At 66.0% G+C, this 19,597-nt stretch carries 20 protein-coding genes; 12 read left to right on the forward strand and 8 right to left on the reverse strand.

Translation table 11 applies throughout. The features are described 5' to 3' along the window. Positions 1-106 precede the first annotated feature (106 nt). The gene (gene mazG, locus I7S92_RS07590; RefSeq protein ID WP_197642894.1) at positions 107-910 is read left to right on the forward strand and encodes a nucleoside triphosphate pyrophosphohydrolase; all 804 of its coding nucleotides are present in this window, start codon (positions 107-109) and stop codon (positions 908-910) included. 29 nt (positions 911-939) lie between these two features. On the opposite strand, the gene I7S92_RS07595 is transcribed toward mazG, so the two are convergent. Continuing rightward, entirely contained in the window at positions 940-1,254 is a 315-nt protein-coding gene (locus I7S92_RS07595; RefSeq protein ID WP_197642895.1) for a DMT family transporter, read from the reverse strand. Between the two features lie 239 nt (positions 1,255-1,493). Here I7S92_RS07595 and I7S92_RS07600 point away from each other — a divergent pair, with 239 nt between their 5' ends. Then, positions 1,494-2,492, forward strand: a complete 999-nt coding sequence (locus I7S92_RS07600; RefSeq protein ID WP_197642896.1) for a Fe(3+) ABC transporter substrate-binding protein — start codon at positions 1,494-1,496, stop codon at positions 2,490-2,492. A gap of 87 nt (positions 2,493-2,579) precedes the next feature. Continuing rightward, the gene (locus I7S92_RS07605) at positions 2,580-3,512 is read left to right on the forward strand and encodes a nucleoside hydrolase (RefSeq protein WP_197642897.1); all 933 of its coding nucleotides are present in this window, start codon (positions 2,580-2,582) and stop codon (positions 3,510-3,512) included. Between the two features lie 662 nt (positions 3,513-4,174). Here I7S92_RS07605 and I7S92_RS07610 read toward each other — a convergent pair. Both I7S92_RS07610 and I7S92_RS07615 read right to left on the reverse strand, forming a co-directional pair. Further along, positions 4,175-5,251, reverse strand: a complete 1,077-nt coding sequence (locus I7S92_RS07610; protein WP_197642898.1) for a DUF262 domain-containing protein — start codon at positions 5,249-5,251, stop codon at positions 4,175-4,177. A 283-nt stretch (positions 5,252-5,534) separates the two neighbouring features. Further along, on the reverse strand, positions 5,535-6,539 hold the full coding sequence (locus tag I7S92_RS07615) for a sensor histidine kinase (RefSeq protein ID WP_197642899.1): 1,005 nt from the start codon (positions 6,537-6,539) through the stop codon (positions 5,535-5,537). A gap of 188 nt (positions 6,540-6,727) precedes the next feature. Between I7S92_RS07615 and I7S92_RS07620 the strand changes: the two genes are divergently transcribed. Beyond that, positions 6,728-7,057: a hypothetical protein gene (locus I7S92_RS07620; RefSeq protein WP_197642900.1), complete on the forward strand. Its 330-nt coding sequence runs from the start codon at positions 6,728-6,730 to the stop codon at positions 7,055-7,057. Here the strand turns inward: I7S92_RS07620 and I7S92_RS07625 are convergent. Genes I7S92_RS07625 through I7S92_RS07635 form a run of 3 tightly spaced genes read right to left on the reverse strand, consistent with a single transcriptional unit; the run spans position 7,054 to position 9,098 of the window. Then, a complete protein-coding gene (locus I7S92_RS07625) occupies positions 7,054-7,572 on the reverse strand; it encodes a gamma carbonic anhydrase family protein (protein WP_197642901.1) in 519 nt (172 codons plus the stop codon). The genes I7S92_RS07620 and I7S92_RS07625 overlap by 4 nt on opposite strands. Then, positions 7,569-8,201, reverse strand: coding sequence for a guanylate kinase (gmk, locus tag I7S92_RS07630; protein ID WP_197642902.1), 633 nt, complete (start codon positions 8,199-8,201; stop codon positions 7,569-7,571). Before gmk ends, I7S92_RS07625 begins: the two co-directional genes overlap by 4 nt. Before the next feature lie 3 nt (positions 8,202-8,204). Next, positions 8,205-9,098: a YicC/YloC family endoribonuclease gene (locus I7S92_RS07635; RefSeq protein WP_197642903.1), complete on the reverse strand. Its 894-nt coding sequence runs from the start codon at positions 9,096-9,098 to the stop codon at positions 8,205-8,207. Between the two features lie 140 nt (positions 9,099-9,238). On the opposite strand from I7S92_RS07635, the gene I7S92_RS07640 reads away from it, so the two are divergent. After that, the gene (locus I7S92_RS07640) at positions 9,239-9,856 is read left to right on the forward strand and encodes a PAS domain-containing protein (protein WP_197642904.1); all 618 of its coding nucleotides are present in this window, start codon (positions 9,239-9,241) and stop codon (positions 9,854-9,856) included. Positions 9,857-9,898: 42 nt separating this feature from the next. Here the strand turns inward: I7S92_RS07640 and I7S92_RS07645 are convergent, their stop codons facing one another. Next, on the reverse strand, positions 9,899-11,269 hold the full coding sequence (locus tag I7S92_RS07645) for a class II 3-deoxy-7-phosphoheptulonate synthase (protein ID WP_197642905.1): 1,371 nt from the start codon (positions 11,267-11,269) through the stop codon (positions 9,899-9,901). Positions 11,270-11,424: 155 nt separating this feature from the next. Between I7S92_RS07645 and I7S92_RS07650 the strand changes: the two genes are divergently transcribed. Continuing rightward, positions 11,425-12,444: a GlxA family transcriptional regulator gene (locus I7S92_RS07650; RefSeq protein WP_197642906.1), complete on the forward strand. Its 1,020-nt coding sequence runs from the start codon at positions 11,425-11,427 to the stop codon at positions 12,442-12,444. Between the two features lie 103 nt (positions 12,445-12,547). Here the strand turns inward: I7S92_RS07650 and I7S92_RS07655 are convergent, their stop codons facing one another. Beyond that, positions 12,548-13,660, reverse strand: coding sequence for a PQQ-dependent sugar dehydrogenase (locus tag I7S92_RS07655; RefSeq protein ID WP_197642907.1), 1,113 nt, complete (start codon positions 13,658-13,660; stop codon positions 12,548-12,550). A gap of 181 nt (positions 13,661-13,841) precedes the next feature. On the opposite strand from I7S92_RS07655, the gene I7S92_RS07660 reads away from it, so the two are divergent. The 6 genes from I7S92_RS07660 to I7S92_RS07685 all read left to right on the forward strand — a co-directional run bounded on the left by I7S92_RS07660 (position 13,842) and on the right by I7S92_RS07685 (position 19,323). Further along, positions 13,842-15,038: an ABC transporter substrate-binding protein gene (locus I7S92_RS07660; protein WP_197642908.1), complete on the forward strand. Its 1,197-nt coding sequence runs from the start codon at positions 13,842-13,844 to the stop codon at positions 15,036-15,038. Positions 15,039-15,134: 96 nt separating this feature from the next. Further along, the gene (locus tag I7S92_RS07665) at positions 15,135-15,926 is read left to right on the forward strand and encodes an ABC transporter ATP-binding protein (protein WP_197642909.1); all 792 of its coding nucleotides are present in this window, start codon (positions 15,135-15,137) and stop codon (positions 15,924-15,926) included. Further along, on the forward strand, positions 15,919-16,629 hold the full coding sequence (locus tag I7S92_RS07670; RefSeq protein WP_197642910.1) for an ABC transporter ATP-binding protein: 711 nt from the start codon (positions 15,919-15,921) through the stop codon (positions 16,627-16,629). Before I7S92_RS07665 ends, I7S92_RS07670 begins: the two co-directional genes overlap by 8 nt. A 1-nt stretch (position 16,630) precedes the next feature. Then, positions 16,631-16,990 carry a hypothetical protein gene (locus I7S92_RS07675; protein ID WP_197642911.1) on the forward strand — a complete coding sequence of 120 codons (360 nt, stop codon included), beginning with the start codon at positions 16,631-16,633 and terminating at the stop codon, positions 16,988-16,990. A 24-nt stretch (positions 16,991-17,014) separates the two neighbouring features. Next, a complete protein-coding gene (locus I7S92_RS07680; protein ID WP_197642912.1) occupies positions 17,015-18,025 on the forward strand; it encodes a branched-chain amino acid ABC transporter permease in 1,011 nt (336 codons plus the stop codon). Next, positions 18,025-19,323, forward strand: coding sequence for a branched-chain amino acid ABC transporter permease (locus tag I7S92_RS07685; RefSeq protein ID WP_197643045.1), 1,299 nt, complete (start codon positions 18,025-18,027; stop codon positions 19,321-19,323). The genes I7S92_RS07680 and I7S92_RS07685 overlap by 1 nt, the downstream gene beginning before the upstream one ends. Positions 19,324-19,597 lie beyond the last annotated feature (274 nt).

Here is a 19,597-nt window from a genome sequence, read left to right on the forward strand (position 1 = left end):
ATTCACGGTCGCTCCGCATCGGCTGCTCCTTCTGACCTCTCTGGCGCGGGGGCTACCATTGCCCCCGCGCCCATCCTAGGGTGCCCCCGCAACCACGCGAGGCCCCATGCCCCTTCCCTCCGACCTTCCCCCTACCGGCATCGACCGCCTGCTCTCCATCATGGCTGCCCTGCGCGACCCGCGGACCGGCTGCCCCTGGGACATCGAGCAGGACTTCGCCTCCATCGCCCCCTATACGCTGGAAGAAGCGCATGAGGTCGCCGACGCGATCGAGCGGCAAGCCTGGCACGAGTTGAAGGGCGAGCTTGGCGATCTCCTCTTCCAGGCGGTCTACCATTCCCAGATGGCCGCCGAGGCCGGGCATTTCACCTTCCCCGATGTCGTCACCGCGATCTGCGACAAGATGATCGCCCGCCACCCGCATGTCTTCGGCACCGACTCGCGCGACAAGACCGCCGAGCAGCAGACGAAGGACTGGGAGACGCAGAAGGCCCGCGAGCGTGGCTCCCTGCGCACCCTCGACGGCATCGCGGCCTCGCTTCCCGCCCTGACCCGTGCGCTCAAGCTCCAGAACCGCGCCGCCCGCGTCGGTTTCGACTGGCCCTCCACCGATCAGGTGCTGGACAAGCTGGTCGAGGAGGCGCGCGAGGTCACCGAGGCCCGCGACACCCTCTCCCAGGCCGAACTGACCGAGGAGATCGGCGATCTCCTCTTCGTCATGGCCAACCTCGCCCGCCACCTGAAGGTCGACCCCGAGGCCGCCCTGCGCGCCGCCAACGCGAAATTCACCCGCCGTTTCGCCCGGATCGAGGACTGGCTGGCCGAAGCCGGCAAGGCCCCGGCCGACAGCGACCTGGCCGAGATGGACGCGCTCTGGAACCGCGCCAAGGCCGAGGAAAAAGCCCGGTAGGTCGGGCTTCAGCCCGACTCCCCCTGTCTTCAGCTCGCCACTTTCAACAGCACGATCCCCGACAGGATCAGCCCCGCCGCCAGCATCCGCAACGCCGTCGCGGGCTCTCCCAGCACCAGAAGCCCGACCATGAACGACCCCAGCGCCCCGATCCCGGTCCAGACCGCATAGGCCGTTCCCAGCGGCAGCACCCGCATCGCATGGGCCAGAAGCGCAAAGCTCAACAGCATCGTGACCGCCATGACCGCCGTCGGCCAGGGCCGCGTGAACCCCTCCGAGACCTTCATCGCATAGGCCCAGACGATCTCGAAAATTCCGGCAAGCAGCAGCGTGATCCACGCCATCCCGGCACCCCTTTCGGTCCAAAGGCGCCGGGCCGTCCCGGTCTTCTGCCCTTCGACAAGGGGGAGGACGTTGCCTCGCGCGGTCCATATGTCCGCTCCTGCGGCCGCGATCAAGCCGCATCAGGCGATTTCCGGCAGGGGTTGCCCATCGGCAACCCGCTTCCATCAGTCTCCCCCTTGACCAGAGTAAAAGAGTCGGATTTAACCGCCGGCGGAAACCCGACAAAAGGAGTCAGCCAATGCTGCGCCTCTCGACCCTCGCCCTTCTCGCCTGCTCCGTCCCGGCCCTGGCGCAGGAGATCAACGTCTACTCCCACCGCCAGCCCGAGCTGATCCAGCCCCTCGTCGACGCCTTCACCGCCGAGACCGGGATCGCCGTCAACGTGGCCTTCGTGGACAAGGGCATGGCCGAGCGTCTGGTGGCCGAGGGCGACCGCTCCCCCGCCGATCTGGTGCTGACCGTGGACATCGCCCGCCTCCTGCAGATCGCCGAGGCCGACGTGCTGCAACCCGTCCAGTCCGACGTGCTCGAGGCCAACATCCCCGAGACCCTGCGCGATCCGAACGACCTGTGGTTCGGCCTCACCTCCCGCGCCCGCATCGTCTATGCCGCCAAAGACCGCGTGCAGCCCGGCGAAGTCACCACTTACGAGGACCTTGCCTCGGACAAGTGGAAGGGCCGGATCTGCTCGCGCTCGGGCCTGTCGGACTACAACATCGCCCTGCTTGGCGCCGTGATCGTCCATCATGGCGAGGAGGAAGCGACGAAATGGGCCGAAGGCCTCAAGGCCAACCTCGCCCGCAAGCCCGAGGGCGGCGACCGCGACCAGGTCAAGGCCATCGCGGCCGGCGAATGCGACATCGCCATCGGCAACACCTACTACATCGGCCAGATGCTCGCCGACCCCGAACAGGCCCCCGCGGCCGAGACCGTCACCATCGTCTTCCCGACCTTCGAGAACGGCGGCACGCACCTGAACATCTCGGGCGTCGCGATGACCAAATCCGCGCCGAACAAGGAAAACGCGCTGAAGTTCATGGAATGGCTCACCTCGGACGAGGCGCAGAAGATCTACGCCGAGACGAACTACGAATTCCCGGTCAAGCCCGGCGTCGAGCGTTCCGAGCTCGTGAAAGGCTGGGGCGAGTTCACCCCCGACACCACGCCCCTCTCCGACATCGCCGCCGCCCGCGCCGCAGCCCTCAAGATCATGGAAACCGTGAACTTCGACGGCTGATCCCGGCCCCGGGGTGCGCGTTCCCTCGCGCACCCCTCTGGACAAACCGCCCCGGCCCGCGTCACCTTCCGCCCGAAGGAGACGCCCATGCCCCGCAAGATCATCATCGACACCGACCCCGGCCAGGACGATGCCGTCGCCATCCTCCTCGCGCTGGCCTCGCCCGAGCTCGAGGTCCTGGCGCTGACCGCCGTCGCCGGCAACGTCCCCCTCGCCCTCACCCAGCGCAACGCCTGCCAGATCGTCGAGCTTGCCGGGAAACACATCCCCGTCCACGCCGGCTGCGACGCCCCCCTGGCCCGCAAGCTCGTCACCGCCGAGCATGTCCATGGCAAGACCGGCCTCGACGGCATCCCGCTTCCCGACCCCGCGCATCCCCTGCACGGCCAGCACGCCGTCGACTTCATCATTCAGGCCCTGCGCGAGCATCCCACCGGCAGCATCACCCTCTGCCCCCTCGGGCCGCTCACCAACATCGCCACCGCCTTCCAGCGCGCCCCCGACATCATCCCGAAGGTGGCCGAGATCGTCCTGATGGGCGGCGCCTATTTCGAGGTCGGCAACATCACCCCCGCGGCCGAGTTCAACATCTACGTCGACCCGGAAGCCGCTGAAATCGTGTTCAGATCCGGCGTGCCCCTCGTCGTCATGCCGCTCGACGTCACCCACAAGGCACTGACCAGCCGCGAGTGGGTGGAGGAGATGCGGTCCTTGGGCACCCCCGTCGGTCAGGCCGTCGCCTCCTGGACCGATTTCTTCGAACGCTTCGACACCGCGAAATACGGCTCCGCCGGCGCCCCCCTGCACGACCCCTGCGTGATCGCCTACCTCATCGAGCCCGCCCTCTTCACCGGCCGCCACATCAACGTCGAGATCGAGACCGGGAGCGAACTCACCCTCGGCATGACCGTCGCCGACTGGTGGCGGGTCACCAAGAGGGAGCCCAACGCGATGTTCATGGGCGGCGTGGACCGGGACGGGTTCTACCGGCTGTTGACGGAGCGGTTGGGGAGGTTGTGAGGTTTGTACAATTTAGTCGCTTAGCCACAGAACCCGATCACTTACTTAGCTCAATTAACTCAGTGATTGTGAGCATTTCTCCTATCCAGCTATGCCAAACAGGCTGTAGAGTATGAGGATCGATCCAGCCCATCATATCTGATGGATGCAAATAGCTGTTTGAACTATATCTAACCCGAGAGCTGTTGAAGTCCTTGAGTTGCCCGCGCGATAGATGAGCGCAAGTGTTCCTGCACAACTGTAGGTCCCTGAGGCGCACACCTAATGCATAGCAACTGGCGACATATGCTGAACACTCGAAACTGTTTCCAGCACAGATGTTAACCGCTTTGGAGATATCGCCCCAATTTGGTTCACTGAGATGGCTCTTTATTCTTCCACCCACCTTTGGAACATTGCCCTCTGCATACTGTTGAGCACAGTAAAGCAGTTCGTCTTCGGAAAGGCCTACAATAGGACTGCTTAAAGACCCACCAGCAACAACCAATTTTCCTGAAATATAAGATGTTAGAAGCGCCCTGCAGTGAAGGACCCACGACTGCCAAAGGTGAGAAATTGCAGCAGATCTATGCAACGCCAAGTCAAACTTGCTCTTCGATTTGTCGTCGGCCAAATATCGCTCTACCCTCGCAATTCTGCGAGTGAGAGTATGGTAAAGAAAATCAATCGAGACCATCATCCATCTCAGCAGGGACCGTCACACCGAGAGCACGAAAGATGCTTGCCATGCGAGCAGTTCGTCTCGCCTTTCGGTCTGTGGTGCTACTCGCACCCCAAACGTATTTTGGCCAGTTCCCATCGAGAATCTTTGCCTCCTGCTCTCCCGCCATCTCCACGAGAGCCTCAGCAGTTGCCTTTTTGTCGTGAGCGAACTCTTGGTTGCCCACTACGCCAAATTGATCTTCAATAGCCTTGATTCCGTATCTGTTATGAATAAGTGCTAGCACCAAGGAGTGCATTGCATATTGCTTAGTTATAAATGTGTTCCGTATCGAATCCAGATTCTCTTGTATGTAAGTGAAGGTTGATAGAATCTGGTCTCGATAAAGCTCTTGGTTAGGAAAGTTCTTGTCGTATTTGCTATACAGAGATTTCAGATTGGGCGGGCTTGTGCTAACAATACCCTCCTCCATTCCAAGAACTATATCGGTAATAAGCGCTCCATCCGCCATCCTGACAATCTGCTTGTTAGTAAAGACATCATACTCGGTGAAGAACTCGTTCAGCTCTTCCGCCAACTCATACACGAACCACTTGAATCTTCCTTGAAACTCCGAGTGACGCTTCTCTGCATCATTGAGAGGGAGAGTATAGGCGTTCATTCTACGAAACATCTGAAGTATTTCAGAACGGGTCGCATTACGTATGACGTCCACACTGACTGTGTAAGTCAGAAATGAATCTTGAACGTCTTCAGGCAACTCACTGAAGCTCAAACCTTTGTAGTGCACTTCACCAGAGAGGCGAAACTCATTGTTCCGAAATCGAGTAATGGAGTCTATCCTTTGCTGACCATCGACGATCTCGCGTTTGATGCGCTTAGTCTTTGGATCAAGAAACTCATAGATGTATATCTTTGGGAACGGGTAGTTTTCGAGTATCGTATCAATGAAGTAACTGCTGGGGCCGGGAGGCCAAATGCCAGTGCCTCTTTGGTAGTCATGGTTTGCGACTAGTTCCTTGGTCTCAAGCATCTCTAGAATTTTCGCGATGCTTTCGCTGCTATTATCAATCTTCATTCAGTTCTCGTCCGCGAAAGGGCACCAAGCTTCCTATGGTTCGCCTACAGCGCGCTCCACTTCAAGCATTTAAGTCCTATCACATGACGCGGCGAACCTGCTACGTGAAATTGTGAATACCCATGGCGGCTCGCACCAGAGGAGTTCTCCAAAAGTTTCAGAACGTGTTGGTTCTGTAGCACCCAAAACCCCTAGCAAACCCCTAACGCCCACAGCCAACCCCTTGAAATCCCTACCCTCCAAACCAGCGCCGCGCGCGGCGCGGAGTCCCTTGCGGCCCCCGTCACCCCAGCAGCAGCACCACCTGGAACCGGCTCCCCCGCCCCTTCTCGCTCTCGATCCGCAGCCACCCCCGATGCCGGCTCACGATGTGCTTCACGATGGCCAGCCCCAGCCCCGTCCCCCCCATCTCCCGCGACCGGTGGGAATCGACCCGGTAGAACCGCTCCGTCAGCCGGGGGATGTGGACCGGGTCGATCCCTTCCCCCTGGTCCGCGACCTCGACCCGCACCCCTGGTCCCCGCACCGTCTCCTCCGCCGAGAGCGTGACCCGCACCACCTGCCCCTTCGCCCCGTATTTCAGCGCGTTCTCGATCAGGTTCGTGAAGACCTGGGTCAACTGGTCCGCATCCCCCGGCAGCACCGCCCCCTCGCCGACCAGCGCGACGGTCGAGCCCGTCTTCTCCGCCACCCCTTTCAGCGCGCCGATCACCGCCTCCAGCAGCCCGCGCAGTTCGACCGGCTCGCGCGGACGCACCCGTTCCTCCGCCTCGACCCGAGAGAGCTGCAAGAGGTCGCCGACCAGCCGGTTCATCCGCCCCGCCTCGGCCTCCATGATCGAAAGGAACATCTCCCGCGCCTTCGGGTCGTCCTTCGCGGCGTTCTTCAGCGTCTCGATGAACCCCATCAGCGCGGTCAGCGGCGTCCGCAGCTCGTGCGAGACGTTGGCGACGAAGTCCCGCCGCATCACGCCCGCCAGTTCCTCCTCGCTCACGTCGCGGAAGACGCAGAGCACGAGCCCCGCCCCCTGGTCGGAGACCGAGGCGAGGTAGACCGCCTCCTGCCCCTCGTGCCGCAGCATGACGCGCGCCTCCTGCGCGCCGCCGCCTCCGGCCACGACGGCCAGCGCCTCGAGCAGCGCCGGGGCGCGGACGGCGATGGCGGGGTGGCGGCCCCGGATGCCGGACCCGAACAGTCCCAGCGCCTGCGCGTTGCAGGCCGCGATCCGGTCGCGCCCGACCAGCATGGCCGGCAGGGGTATCCCGGCCAGGAGTCTGTCCCACTCCATACCTTCCTCCGGGCCGGTCATATTTTCGTCACCGGCCATCTTGCCTTGCGGCGAAATAACGATAACGTGCGGATCGTGTAAGTAAATGTTGCTGCCGGATTTTCCCCGGACAAAGCCCGGCACTGACGGAAGTCTCTTCGAGCGACGGTAACCGCGGCGCCTCCTCAGGATGCAGGCGGAGTCTTGCCATGTTACCCAAGCTGAGATGCCTGGTCGTCGGCATTCCCGATGCGGTCTTTCCCGAAGGCAGCATCCGGCCGGATGAGGCCGAACTGATCCCGTTCGACCAGTTGCGGAACCGCCTCGCGCTGGCCTTGACGCTGGAGCTGGTGGTCGCCCCGCTGTTCTGCGAGGATTTCGACGCGCTCGAGATCATCGAGGTCCTGGGCGGCGCCAGTTTCCGCGGCGTGCTCCGGATCGCGGCCCCGAAGCTGCCGAACCGGCAGATCGTCCTGCGCGAGCTGCGCAGCCATGCCGTCCGCCAGGGCATCACCCTGGAGCTGGTCGAGCAGGCCTAGACCGCGACCAGCCCGGCCCGGAAGCGGCGGGCATTGGCGCGGTAGCCGGAGGCGGAGAGCAGGAGCCGCCCCCGCGCGGCCTCGTCCAGCACCCGCACGACCTTGCCGGGAGCCCCCATCACCAGGCTGCCGTCCGGGATCTCCTTGCCCTCGGTCACCAGCGCGCCGGCGCCGATCAGGCAGCCCTTGCCGATCCTGGCCCCGTTCAGCACCGTCGCCCCCATGCCGATCAGGCTGCCCTCGCCGATGGTGCAGCCGTGCAGCATCGCCTTGTGGCCGATGGTGCAGTCCGGTCCGATCACCAGCGGATAGCCCATGTCGGTGTGCAGCACGCAGTTCTCCTGCACGTTCGAGCCGCGCCCGACCCGGATCTCCTCGTTGTCGCTGCGGATCGTCACGCCGAACCAGACCGAGGCCTCGGCCTCGAGCACGACCTTGCCGATCAGGTTGGCATCGGCGGCGACCCAGGCGGAGGGGTCGATCTCGGGGGCAATGCCGTCAAGCGCATAGATCATCGGGCTTCGAACTCCTCGTTCAGGGCGCGGACAAAGGCGGAAAGCTGTGGCTGGCGCTCGCGCTTCAGCCGCTCGGCGGTAAGAATGGTCTTGAGGTTGTCGAAGCTGCGCTCGACATCGTCGTTCACCAGCACATAGTCGTATTCCGCCCAATGGCTGATCTCATCGCGGCTTTTCGCCATCCGGCCGGCGATCACCTCGTCGCTGTCCTGCCCGCGCGTGCGCAAGCGGCGGTCGAGCTCGGCGATCGAGGGCGGCAGGATGAAGATCGAGACCACATCACCGCGCATCGCCTGCTTGACCTGCTGGCCGCCCTGCCAGTCGATGTCGAAGACCGTATCGGTCCCGGCCTGCATCGCCGCCTCGACGGGTGCGCGGGGGGAGCCGTAGAAGTTGCCGAAGACCTCGGCATGTTCCAGCATCTGGCCCTGATCGACCATCGCCTGGAACGCCTCGCGCGAGCGGAACCAGTATTCCCGGCCGTCCACCTCGCCCGGCCGGGGTTTGCGCGTGGTGGCCGAGACCGAGAAGCGCATCGTCGGGTCCCAGGCCATCAGCATCCGGGAGAGCGTCGATTTGCCCGCGCCCGAGGGCGAGGAAAGGATGAGGAGAAGTCCGCGCCGGGTCATGATCTATTCCACATTCTGGACCTGCTCGCGCATCTGATCGATCACGGTTTTGAGGTCAAGGCCGATGCGGGTCAGCGCCAGCGACTGCGCCTTCGAGCAAAGCGTGTTCGCTTCGCGCATGAATTCCTGCATCAGGAAATCCAGCTTGCGGCCGACCGGCGCGCTGTCGGCCAGATGGGCGCGGGCGGCGGCGACATGGGCGGCCAGGCGGTCCAACTCCTCGGTCACGTCGGTCTTGACCGCCAGAAGCGCCAGTTCCTGCGCCAGCCGCGTTGCGTCCACCGCATCTGTGGCGGCAAGGATCCGCGCCAGACCCTCGCGCAAGGAATCGGCCTGGGCCGCGGCGCGGGCCGCGGCCTCGCGCTGCGCCTCGGCCGTCAGCGCGGCGATCTGGTCGAGCTGCGCCCGCAGCACCCCGGCCAGCGCCGCGCCTTCGGAGGCGCGCATCGCGGCGAAATCGGCCAGGAGGCCCGGCAGGTCGGCCAGGATCGCCTGGCGCAGGGGCGTCATGTCCTGGTCCTGCTGGCCTTGGTCCAGCACCCCGCGCAGGGTCAGCACATCGGCCGCCGTCGGCTGGCGCAGCGTCAGGCCGGCGGCCATCCCGGCCTCCTCGACCCGGGCGAGCGCGGCCAGCGCGGCGGCAAGCTGCACCGGGTGCAGCCGGAAGCCCGCCTCCTCGCCGCCGCCGTCCTGCGTGACGCGCAGCGACAGGCTGACATTGCCGCGCGTGACCGCCTTCTGCAGCTCGGCCCGGATCGCAAGCTCGAGCCCGTCGATCCAGTCCGGCAGGCGCAACCGCAGATCCAGCCCCTTGCCGTTGACCGCGCGCAGGTCCCAGACCCAGGCATGGCCTGCCCCCGCCCCGCGCCTTGCGGCGAAACCCGTCATCGAGATCATGTGCTTTCCTTCCGCGCCGGGCGCGGTGTTTACCATTTGAATAGATTTTCAGCCGAATCTTCGCGGTCCGGCCTATTCTGGCTACATGGCGCGATGGTCCGCCGGGCTGCAAGCGCGAAGCGGGTGGAGGCGAGGCTGCGATGGATCTGAAATTCCTGGAACTGGTCCGGTTTCGCGCCTCGCCCGCGCCGGCGCCGGTGGCGTTCGACGGGCCGCCGCAGGTCCGCGCCTATTGGGAGGGGTTGCGCCGCGCGGGCGCGATCCCGATGCGGGCGGCGCTTGATCCAAGGGGGATGAGCGGGGCGCTGGACCGGGTCTTCCTGGCCGAGCGGATCGGGCGCGGGGTGGCGCAGGTGCGGATCGCCGGCTCTGCCCTGGGCGAGATCGGCGGCATGGACCTGCGCGGCCTGCCGCTGACGGTGCTGTTCTGCGCCGAGGCGCGCGACCTGGTGGGCCAGGTGATCGAGCAGGTGCTGCACGCGCCCGCCGTGGCCGAGCTGGACCTCGTTTCGGATCGCGGCAACAGTCGGGTGATCGCGCAGCTCCTGCTGATGCCGCTGGCCGACGAGCAGGACCGCCAGCTGCTGCTGGGCGCCTTCGGCTTCGCCCCCGACGCGCTGCGGCGCTGCAGGTTCAGGGTGGCCCGGCGGCGCGAGGAGCGGCTGTTCGGCAGGCCCGAGGCGATGGAACCCGCGCCCGCCCCGGTCGCCTCTGCGCGGCGTGCCGGGCATCTGACGCTGGTCCAGGCAAAAGACTAGGGCGGCAGGTCGCCCCCCCGCCCCGGTCCGACTCTCCGGCCCTTACAGCGCGACGCGCCGCGCCGCCTCGCGCTGCGAGGACAGCTCCTCGGCCACCAGGAAGGCCAGTTCCAGCGACTGCGAGGCGTTGAGCCGCGGATCGCAGGCGGTGTGGTAGCGGTCGGCGAGGTTCTCGTCCGACACGGCGCGCAGGCCGCCGGTGCATTCGGTCACGTCCTGGCCGGTCATCTCGAAATGCACGCCGCCGGGAACGGTGCCCTCGGCCTTGTGGATCGCGAAGAATTCCCGCACCTCGCGCAGCACGGAATCGAACGGCCGGGTCTTGTAGCCCGAGGCCGCCTTGATCGTGTTGCCGTGCATCGGGTCGCAGGACCAGACGACATTGGCGCCCTCGGCCTGCACCGTCTTGATCAGGCGCGGCAGATGCTCGCCGACCTTGCCCGCGCCGAAACGGGCGATCAGGGTCAGGCGGCCCGGCTCGTTCTCCGGGTTCAGCTTGGCCATCAGCACCTTCAGGTCCTCGGCCGTGGTCGAGGGCCCGCATTTAAGCCCGATCGGGTTCAGCACGCCGCGGCAGAATTCCACATGCGCGCCGTCCGGCTGCCGGGTGCGGTCGCCGATCCAGATCATGTGGCCCGAGCCCGCGACGTTCTGGCCGGTGATCGAATCCACCCGCGCCAGCGCCTCTTCGTATTCCAGCAGCAGCGCCTCGTGGCTGGTGTAGAACTCGACGCTCGCCAGTTCGGGCGCGGTGAGGCTGGTCACCCCGGCCGCGTTCATGAAGTCGAGCGCGTCGGAGATCCGGTTCGCCATCTCGCGGTAGCGTTCGGCCTTGTCATGCTCGGCGAAGCCCAGGGTCCAGCTGTGCACCCGGTGGATGTCGGCGAAGCCGCCGGTGGAGAAGGCGCGCAGGAGGTTCAGGCTGGCCGCCGCCTGGGTATAGGCCTGCAGCATGCGGTTCGGATCGGGGATGCGGGCCTCGGGCGTGGGGTCGAAGCCGTTGATGATGTCGCCCTTGTAGCTGGGCAGCTCCAGCCCGTCGATCACCTCGGTCGGCGCGGAACGCGGCTTGGCGAACTGGCCGGCCATGCGGCCCACCTTGATCACCGGCACCTTGGCGGCATAGGTCAGCACCACCGCCATCTGCAGCATCACCCGGAAGGTGTCGCGGATGTTGTCGGCCGAGAACTCGGCGAAGCTTTCGGCGCAGTCGCCGCCCTGCAGCAGGAAGGCCTTGCCCTCGGCCGCGAGTGCCAGCTGCTTCTTCAGCCGCCGCGCCTCGCCGGCGAAGACCAGGGGGGGGAATTTGGCCAGCTGCGCCTCGACCGCGTTCAGCGCGCCCTGGTCGGGATAATCCGGCATCTGGACCCGCGGTTTCGCGCGCCATGCCGATTTCGTCCATCCCTTGGTCATTGTACCACTCCGGTCCCGTGCAATCGGCCTGCGGTATACGCCCCCGTTTCCGCCTTGGCAAATCGAGTTTGGGCGCAAACATGCCGTTTCGGCCCTTGCGGCGCGGCGCAAATTGGGGTTCGGTAGCCCGCAAACGACACGATCAGGTCGCGGACATGACGCTCACCCCCCGCAAAGCCACCCAGACCGCCAAGGCCCAGGGCCCGCGGCGCTTTGTGTTCCTGCTTCTGGACAAGTTCACCATGATCAACTTCGCCGGCGCGATCGAGCCCTTGCGCCTGGCGAACCATGTCGCGGGCGAGACGATCTATACCTGGGTCCTGGCCGGCGAGGGCAGCGAGAAGACCTGTTCCAACGGCGCGACCTTCCGGCTCGACCTCGGGCTCGAGGAGATGGAGCGCGAGGATACCGTGCTTGTCTGCGGCGGCATCGACATCCAGCGCACCACCAGCAAGGCCGTGGTCGGCTGGCTGCGGCGCGAGGCGCGGCGCGGCATCACCATCGGCGGCCTCTGCACCGGGGCGCATGCCCTGGCCAAGGCGGGGCTGCTGGACGGCAAGCGGGCCACGATCCACTGGGAGAACCAGGACGGTTTCGCCGAGGAATTCGAGGATGTGCGGCTGACCAAGTCGGTCTTCGTCATGGACGGCAACCGCTGGACCACGGCGGGCGGCATCTCCTCGATCGACCTGATGCTGAAGATCATCGCCGCCGACCATGGCGAGGACCTGGCCAATACCGTCGCCGACCAGCTGATCTATTCCACGATCCGCACCGACCAGGACACGCAGCGCCTGTCGATCCCGACGCGGATCGGCGTGCGGCACCCGAAGCTGTCCCAGGTCATCCAGATGATGGAGGGCAACATCGAGGACCCGATGTCCCCCGCCGACCTGGCCGAGGAAGTGGGCATGTCCACCCGCCAGCTGGAGCGCCTGTTCCGCCGCTACCTCAACCGTTCGCCCAAGCGCTATTACATGGAGCTGCGGTTGCAGAAGGCGCGCAACCTCTTGATGCAGACCGACATGAGCGTGATCAACGTGGCCCTGGCCTGCGGCTTCGCCAGCCCGTCGCATTTCTCGAAATGCTACCGCAGCCACTACAACACCACGCCCTACCGCGAGCGCGGCACGCAAGGCATGCCGGGGGCGATGCCGGTGCGGCTGTCGATCTGACCGCCGGATCGCCGGGCGGAACGCTCAGTCCGGGCCAAAATTCTTCGAAGAATTTTGCAATTTTCTTCGAAGAAAATTGGCCCCCGAACCCCCGTCTGCACCCCTATTCGGCCGGGGCCATGCGATAGGCCGCGCCGTTGTGGACCGACAGGAACCAGATCGCGCCGTCCGGGGCCTCGACCACGTCGCGCACCCGTCCCGTTTCCGGCGCCGCGATGCGTTCCTCGGCATAGCCGGTTTCCGCGGGCGTATCCGGATCCAGCCGGCCGAGGAAATCGCTGTTCAGCGAGCCGAAGAAGATGTCCCCCCGCCATTCCGGCACCAGCGCGCCGGAATAGACCATCAGACCCGAGGGCGCGATGGAGGGATCCCAGTAGTGCAGCGGCTGCTCGGTGCCGGGCAGGCTGGTGCCGAGACCGATCTTGTTGCCGTTGTAGTTGCGGCCATAGGTCACCACGGGCCAGCCGTAGTTCCCGCCCTGCTCGGGGGCGTTCAGCTCGTCGCCGCCCTGCGCGCCGTGCTCGACGGTCAGGAGCCGCCCGGAGAGGTCGAGCGCCGCGCCCTGCGGGTTGCGGTGGCCCATGGAATAAAGACCGGGCAGCGCATTGTCCCAGCTTGTCGCCGGGCTGCCGTCGCGGTTCAGGTGGATGACCTTGCCCTCGCCCCGCATCGGGTCCTGCGCCTGCATCCCCAGGGGTCCGGTGCCCCGGTCGCCCACGGTCAGGAACACGGTCCCGTCCGCCGCCTCGACGATGCGCGAGCCGAAATGGCGGCCGCCGGAGGAGCCCTCGGGAATCGCGAACAGCCGGGCGAACCCTTCCAGCCGGCTGCCGTCCCCGGACAGGCGGCCCTTGCCGACCGCCGTGCCCGCGCCGCCGCCCTGCGCCGCCGCATAACTGAGCCAGACCTCGCGCGTTTCGGCGAAGTCGCGCGGGATCATCACGTCCAGAAGCCCGCCCTGCCCCTCGGCCGCCACCTCGGGCAGGCCCTCGACCAGGCGGGGCGCCTCCCCGGCGGCGGGGAAGAGCTTCAGCCGGCCCTCGCGCTCGGTCACGAGGAAAGCGCCGCCGGGCAGGAAACCGATGGCCCAGGGTTCCTCCAGCCCCTCGGCGACGGGGGTGATGGCCATGGTCCCGACGCTGGTCTCGACCTGCGGCGCGGCCCAGGCGGGAGCCGCGCCGGCAAGGGCCAGGAGGATGGCAAGTGTCTTCGGCATGGGACCTCCAATCGCAGGTTGTGGGACAATGATAGCGCCGGGCCGGGCAGAGGCCAGATCCCGCAAAATCGTCGCGTCGCCGGCCCATTGCACGGGAAAACCATCCGTCAAACTGCTTTTCTTTTGGATTTCCCCCCTCTAGGGTCATGCGCAGGATTGCGATCCAATTAGGGAGACAAGAATGAAGAAACTGCTTCTGGCGACGGTTGCGACCGCCGCCCTTACGGGTGCGGGCCTTGCCGAGGAGGTCAAGATCGGCGTCCTGACCGGCTTCACCGGCGGCATCGAATCGCTGGCTCCGACCATCGCCGCCGGGTCGGAGCTGGCGCTGAAGGAGCTTTCGGATTCGGGCAAGTTCATGGGCGGCTCGACGCTGGTTCCCGTGCGCGGCGACGACACCTGCGGCGACTCGGCCGCCGGGACCGCGGCCGCGGAGCGCCTGGTGACCTCGGATCAGGTCAAGGGCATCGTCGGCGGCAGCTGCTCGGGCGTGACCGGGGCCGTGCTGCAGAACGTCGCGCGTCCGAACGGCGTCGTGATGATCTCGCCCTCGGCGACCTCGCCCGCGCTGACCACGGCCGAGGATGACGGCCTGTTCTTCCGCACCGCGCCCTCGGACGCGCGGGAAGGCGAAGTCATGGCCGAGCTCCTGCTGGAGAAGGGCATGAAGTCGATCGCCCTGACCTATACCAACAACGACTACGGCAAGGGCCTGGCCGAATCCATCGCCAACGCCTTCACCGCCAAGGGCGGCACCGTCACGATCAACGCGGCGCACGAGGACGGCAAGGCCGACTATTCGGCCGAAGTCGCGGCGCTGGCCTCGGCCGGGGGCGACATGCTGGTCGTCGCGGGCTATCTGGACCAGGGCGGCAAGGGCATCATCCAGGCCGCGCTCGACACCGGCGCCTTCTCGACCTTCGGCCTGCCCGGCGGCATGATCGGCGACAGCCTGCCGCAGGCGATCGGCGCCGGCCTCGACGGCTCGTGGGGGCAGATCGCGGGTTCGGATTCGCAGGGCGCCGCGATGTTCGAGGAACAGATGAAGGCCAATGGCTTCGACGGCACCTCGGCCTATTCGCCGGAAGCCTATGACGCGGCGGCGCTGATCGGGCTGGCGATGGCGGCGGCGAACTCGACCGATCCGAAGGTCTACAAGGACAAGGTGATGGAGATCGCCAACGGTCCGGCCGACGGCTCGGGCGAGAAGATTTATCCCGGCGAGCTTGGCAAGGCGCTGGACCTGATAGCTGCCGGCACGCCGATCGACTTCGAGGGCGCGACCGCCGTCACCCTGATCGGACCGGGCGAGAGCGCGGGCCGCTACCGCGTGATCGAGGTCAAGGGCGGCAAGAACGAGACCGTGGGCTTCCGTTGATCCGGAATCCCGGTTGACAGACTTGCGCGGCCCGGGCATTTCCCCGGGCCGCTGCACATGAACCCGTCCACGAGAGGCGGGGCTTGGGGGAAATGGATGATCGTTGTCGAAGACCTTCACCGGCACTTCGGTGGATTTCGGGCTGTTGACGGCGCGTCGCTGACGATCCGCACCGGCACGATCACCGGGCTGATCGGTCCGAACGGCGCGGGCAAGAGCACGCTTTTCAACGTGATCGCGGGCCGCCTGCCGCCGACCTCGGGCCGGGTGCTGATGGATGGCGAGGACATCAGCGGCCTTGCGCCGCATGTGCTGTTCCACAAGGGCCTCTTGCGCACCTTCCAGATCGCGCATGAATTCGGCAGCATGACCGTGCGCGAGAACCTGATGATGGTTCCCGCCGACCAGGCGGGCGAGACGATCTGGAACAGCTGGTTCGCCCGCGGCCGCGTCGCCGCCGAGGAACGCCGCATCCGCGACAAGGCCGACGAGGTGCTGGACTTCCTGACGATCAGCCACCTGGCCGACCAGAAGGCGGCGAACATCTCGGGCGGGCAGAAGAAGCTCCTGGAACTCGGCCGGACGATGATGGTCGACGCCAAGATCGTCTTTCTGGACGAGGTCGGCGCGGGCGTGAACCGCACGCTGCTGAACACGATCGGCGACGCCATTGTCCGCCTGAACAAGGAGCGCGGCTATACCTTCTGCGTGATCGAGCACGACATGGACTTCATCGCCCGCCTCTGCGACCCGGTGATCTGCATGGCCGAGGGCAAGGTCCTGGCCGAGGGCACGGTGGACGAGGTCAAGAACGACGAGCGGGTGATCGAGGCCTATCTCGGCACCGGGCTGAAGAACAAGGTGAAGGAGGAGGCGTCCCATGGCTGAGCCCTTCCTGATCGGCGAGGCGATGACCGGCGGCTATGGCGCGGTCGACATCCTGCACGGCTGCACCATCGCCGTGGAAAGGGGCGAGATCGCGGTGATCGTCGGCCCGAACGGCGCGGGCAAGTCCACCGCGATGAAGGCCGTCTTCGGCATGCTGACCCTGCGCGGCGGCCAGGTCCGGCTGGACGGCGAGGAGATCACCTCGCTTACCCCGCAGGCCAGGGTGGCCAGGGGCATGGCCTTCGTGCCGCAGACCCACAACATCTTCACCTCGATGACGGTGGAGGAGAACCTGGAGATGGGCGCCTTCCTGCGCCGCGACGACATCGGGGGCACGCTGGAGCAGGTCTACCACCTGTTCCCGATCCTGAAGACCAAGCGGTACCAGCCGGCCGGAGAGCTTTCGGGCGGCCAGCGCCAGCAGGTCGCCGTGGGCCGGGCGCTGATGACCCAGCCCAGGGTCCTCATGCTGGACGAACCCACCGCCGGCGTCTCGCCCATCGTGATGGACGAGCTTTTCGACCGCATCATCGAGATCGCCCGCACCGGAATCTCGATCCTGATGGTGGAACAGAACGCCCGCCAGGCGCTGGAGATCGCCGACAAGGGCTATGTCCTGGTGCAGGGCCGCAACCGTTTCACCGATACCGGCAAGGCGCTGATGGCCGACCCGGATGTGCGCCGTTCCTTCCTTGGAGGTTGAGTTGAAACATCTGATCCTCGCCCTTGCCGTCCTGGCCCCGTTTCCCGCCCTGGCCGATTACCAATGCACCGCCGAACGCCAGTGCGGCGGCGGCGCCTGCGAGCCCTATACCGGCGGCCCCTTCCTGATCGCGCAGAGCGGTGACAGCTTCCGCGTCACCGCCGACGATCTGGTCATGGACGGCCATTTCTCGAACGCCGGCGACAGCGAGGAGATCTCGATCGTCCTGCCGCCGCAGAACGGCATGTCGGGCCTGATCAGCATCTTCCCCGACGGCGGCTTCCTGTTCACCGTCCATGCCAGGGGCGACATGCTGGTGGCGATCTCCGGCGAGGGCAGCTGCACCACGACCGGCGGCTGATCCGCCCTTTAGCGAAGTGATCCGATGGATATCCTGAACGCCCTCGTCGCCTTCCTGAACTTCGTCTTCATCCCGGGGCTTGCCTACGGGGCGCAACTGGCGCTGGGGGCGCTGGGGGTGACGCTGATCTACGGGATCCTGCGCTTTTCCAACTTCGCGCATGGCGACACCATGGCCTTCGGGACCATGGTGACGATCCTGCTGACCTGGGCCTTCCAGTCGGCCGGCATCGGGCTCGGCCCCTTGCCGACCGCGCTCCTCGCCCTGCCCTTCGGCATCGCCGCCACCGCGGCCTTCGTGCTGGCGACCGACCGCATGGTCTATCGCTTCTACCGGCGGCAGAAGGCCACGCCGACCCTGGTCGTCATCGTCTCGCTGGGGGTGATGTTCGTGATGAACGGCATCGTCCGCCTGATCATCGGGGTCGAGGACCAGAATTTCGCCGACGGCGCGCGCTTCCTGATCAATCCGCAGGAGTTCAAGGCCGCCACCGGCCTGGCCGAGCCCCTGGCGATCAAGACCACGCAGGCGGTCACCGTGGTCGCGGCGGTGGTGGTGGTGGCGCTCCTGTTCTGGTTCCTGCAGAAGACCCGCACCGGCAAGTCGATGCGCGCCTTCTCGGACAACGAGGATCTGGCGCTTCTGTCGGGGATCAACCCCGACCGGGTGGTCGCCGTGACCTGGATCATCGCCGCCGGCATCGCCACCATCGCCGGCGTGCTCTACGGCCTGGACAAGACCTTCAAGCCCTTCACCTATTTCCAGCTTCTGCTGCCGATCTTCGCCGCGGCCATCGTCGGCGGCCTCGGCAGCCCGCTGGGCGCGATCGCCGGCGGCTTTGTCATCGCCTTCTCCGAGGTGATGCTGACCAATGCCTGGAAGAAGATCGTCACCTATCTCGTTCCCGAAAGCATGGCGCCGGACGGGCTCGTGCAGCTGCTCTCGACCGATTACAAGTTCGCGGTCAGCTTCACGATCCTGATCATCGTGCTCCTGTTCATGCCGACCGGGCTTTTCAAGGGCAAATCGCTATGATCACGCGCAACCTGATGCTCTTCGGCGCGGTCGCGGCGCTCTATCTGCTGACCGGCCTTGGCGAGAGCTGGAACCTGTCGCTGTCGATCCTGAACTCGGCCCTGCTGGCCACGATCGCGGCGCTTGGCGTGAACATGCAATGGGGCTATGCGGGCCTGTTCTCGACCGGCGTCATGGGCTTCACCGCGCTTGGCGGGCTGGCGGTGGTGCTGGTCTCGGCCCGGCCGAACGTCGAGAACTGGCAGGCCGGGGGCGCGGGCATCCTTTTGGCGCTGATCCTGGGCGCGGTCTCGGTCGCGGCCGCGGTCCTGGCCTGGCAGGGCCTGCCCAAGGGGCGGCTGCGCGCGCTGGTGGTGGCGGCGATCCTGATCGGCGGCTTCTTCCTGTTCCGCGCCGTCTTCGACCCCGCGGTGACGGCGACCGAGGCGGTGAACCCGCAATATGCCGGCAACCTCGGCGGTCTCGGCCTGCCCTCGCTGGTGGCCTGGCCGGTGGGCGGCCTTCTCGCCGCCGCCGCGGCCTGGGCGATCGGCAAGACCGCGCTCGGCCTGCGCTCGGACTACCTGGCCATCGCCACGCTGGGCATCGCCGAGATCATCGTCGCCTTCCTCAAGAACGAGGACTGGCTGGCCCGCGGCGTCAAGAACGTGACGCAACTGCCGCGCCCCTGGCCGGTGCCGCTGGAGGTGGACCTGCAGAAGGATCCGGGCTTCCTCGACTTCGTCGCCAGCTGGGGCTGGAACCCGGTCGCGACCTCGACCATCCTGATCAAGCTGCTTTACGCCGGGCTCTTCGTCGTGGTGCTGGCGGCGATCATCTGGGCCTTCGAGCGCGCGTTGAACAGCCCCTGGGGCCGGATGATGCGGGCGATCCGCGACAACGAGGTCGCCGCCGCCGCGATGGGCAAGGACGTGACCCGCCGCCACCTGCAGGTCTTCATCCTGGGCTCGGCCGTGATCGGCTTTGCCGGGGCGATGGCCACCTCGATGGACAGCCAGCTGACGCCGGGCAGCTTCCAGCCGCTGCGCTTCACCTTCCTGATCTGGGTCATGGTGATCATCGGCGGCTCGGGCAACAACTGGGGCACGGTGCTGGGCGGCCTCCTGATCGGCTGGCTCTACTTCGCGGTGGAATTCCTCGGCCCCGGCATGATGGCCGCGATCACCTCGGCCCTGCCCGACGGCTGGCTCAAGGCGCATCTCGTCGGCAGCGCCGAGCATATGCGGCTTCTTACCCTGGGGGTGATCCTGCTTCTGGTCCTGCGCTTCAGCCCGCGCGGGCTGATCCCCGAGAAGTAACTATCCGTCGCAAGCACAGCCGGCACCCTTTCTGCATCGCTTGTCCCGGGCGATGCAGCTATTCCCGCACGCCTTGCCCTGCGAGCAGACCTTGCAGCAGGCCGCCAGCGTCAATCCATCCGGCGCACCCTGCATAAGCATCAGCACTTGCTCTGACGTCATGGGTAACGAAGCAACCGGGCCTACGCCGCCAGATGCCGCAGGAAAAGCAAGCGAGCAAGCCAGAACAAGGCCCCAACCCAAACGGGGAAATGGGCAACCCAAGACCATGCGC

It is taken from the genome of Tabrizicola soli (assembly GCF_015999335.1).
Classification (GTDB): domain Bacteria; phylum Pseudomonadota; class Alphaproteobacteria; order Rhodobacterales; family Rhodobacteraceae; genus Tabrizicola; species Tabrizicola soli.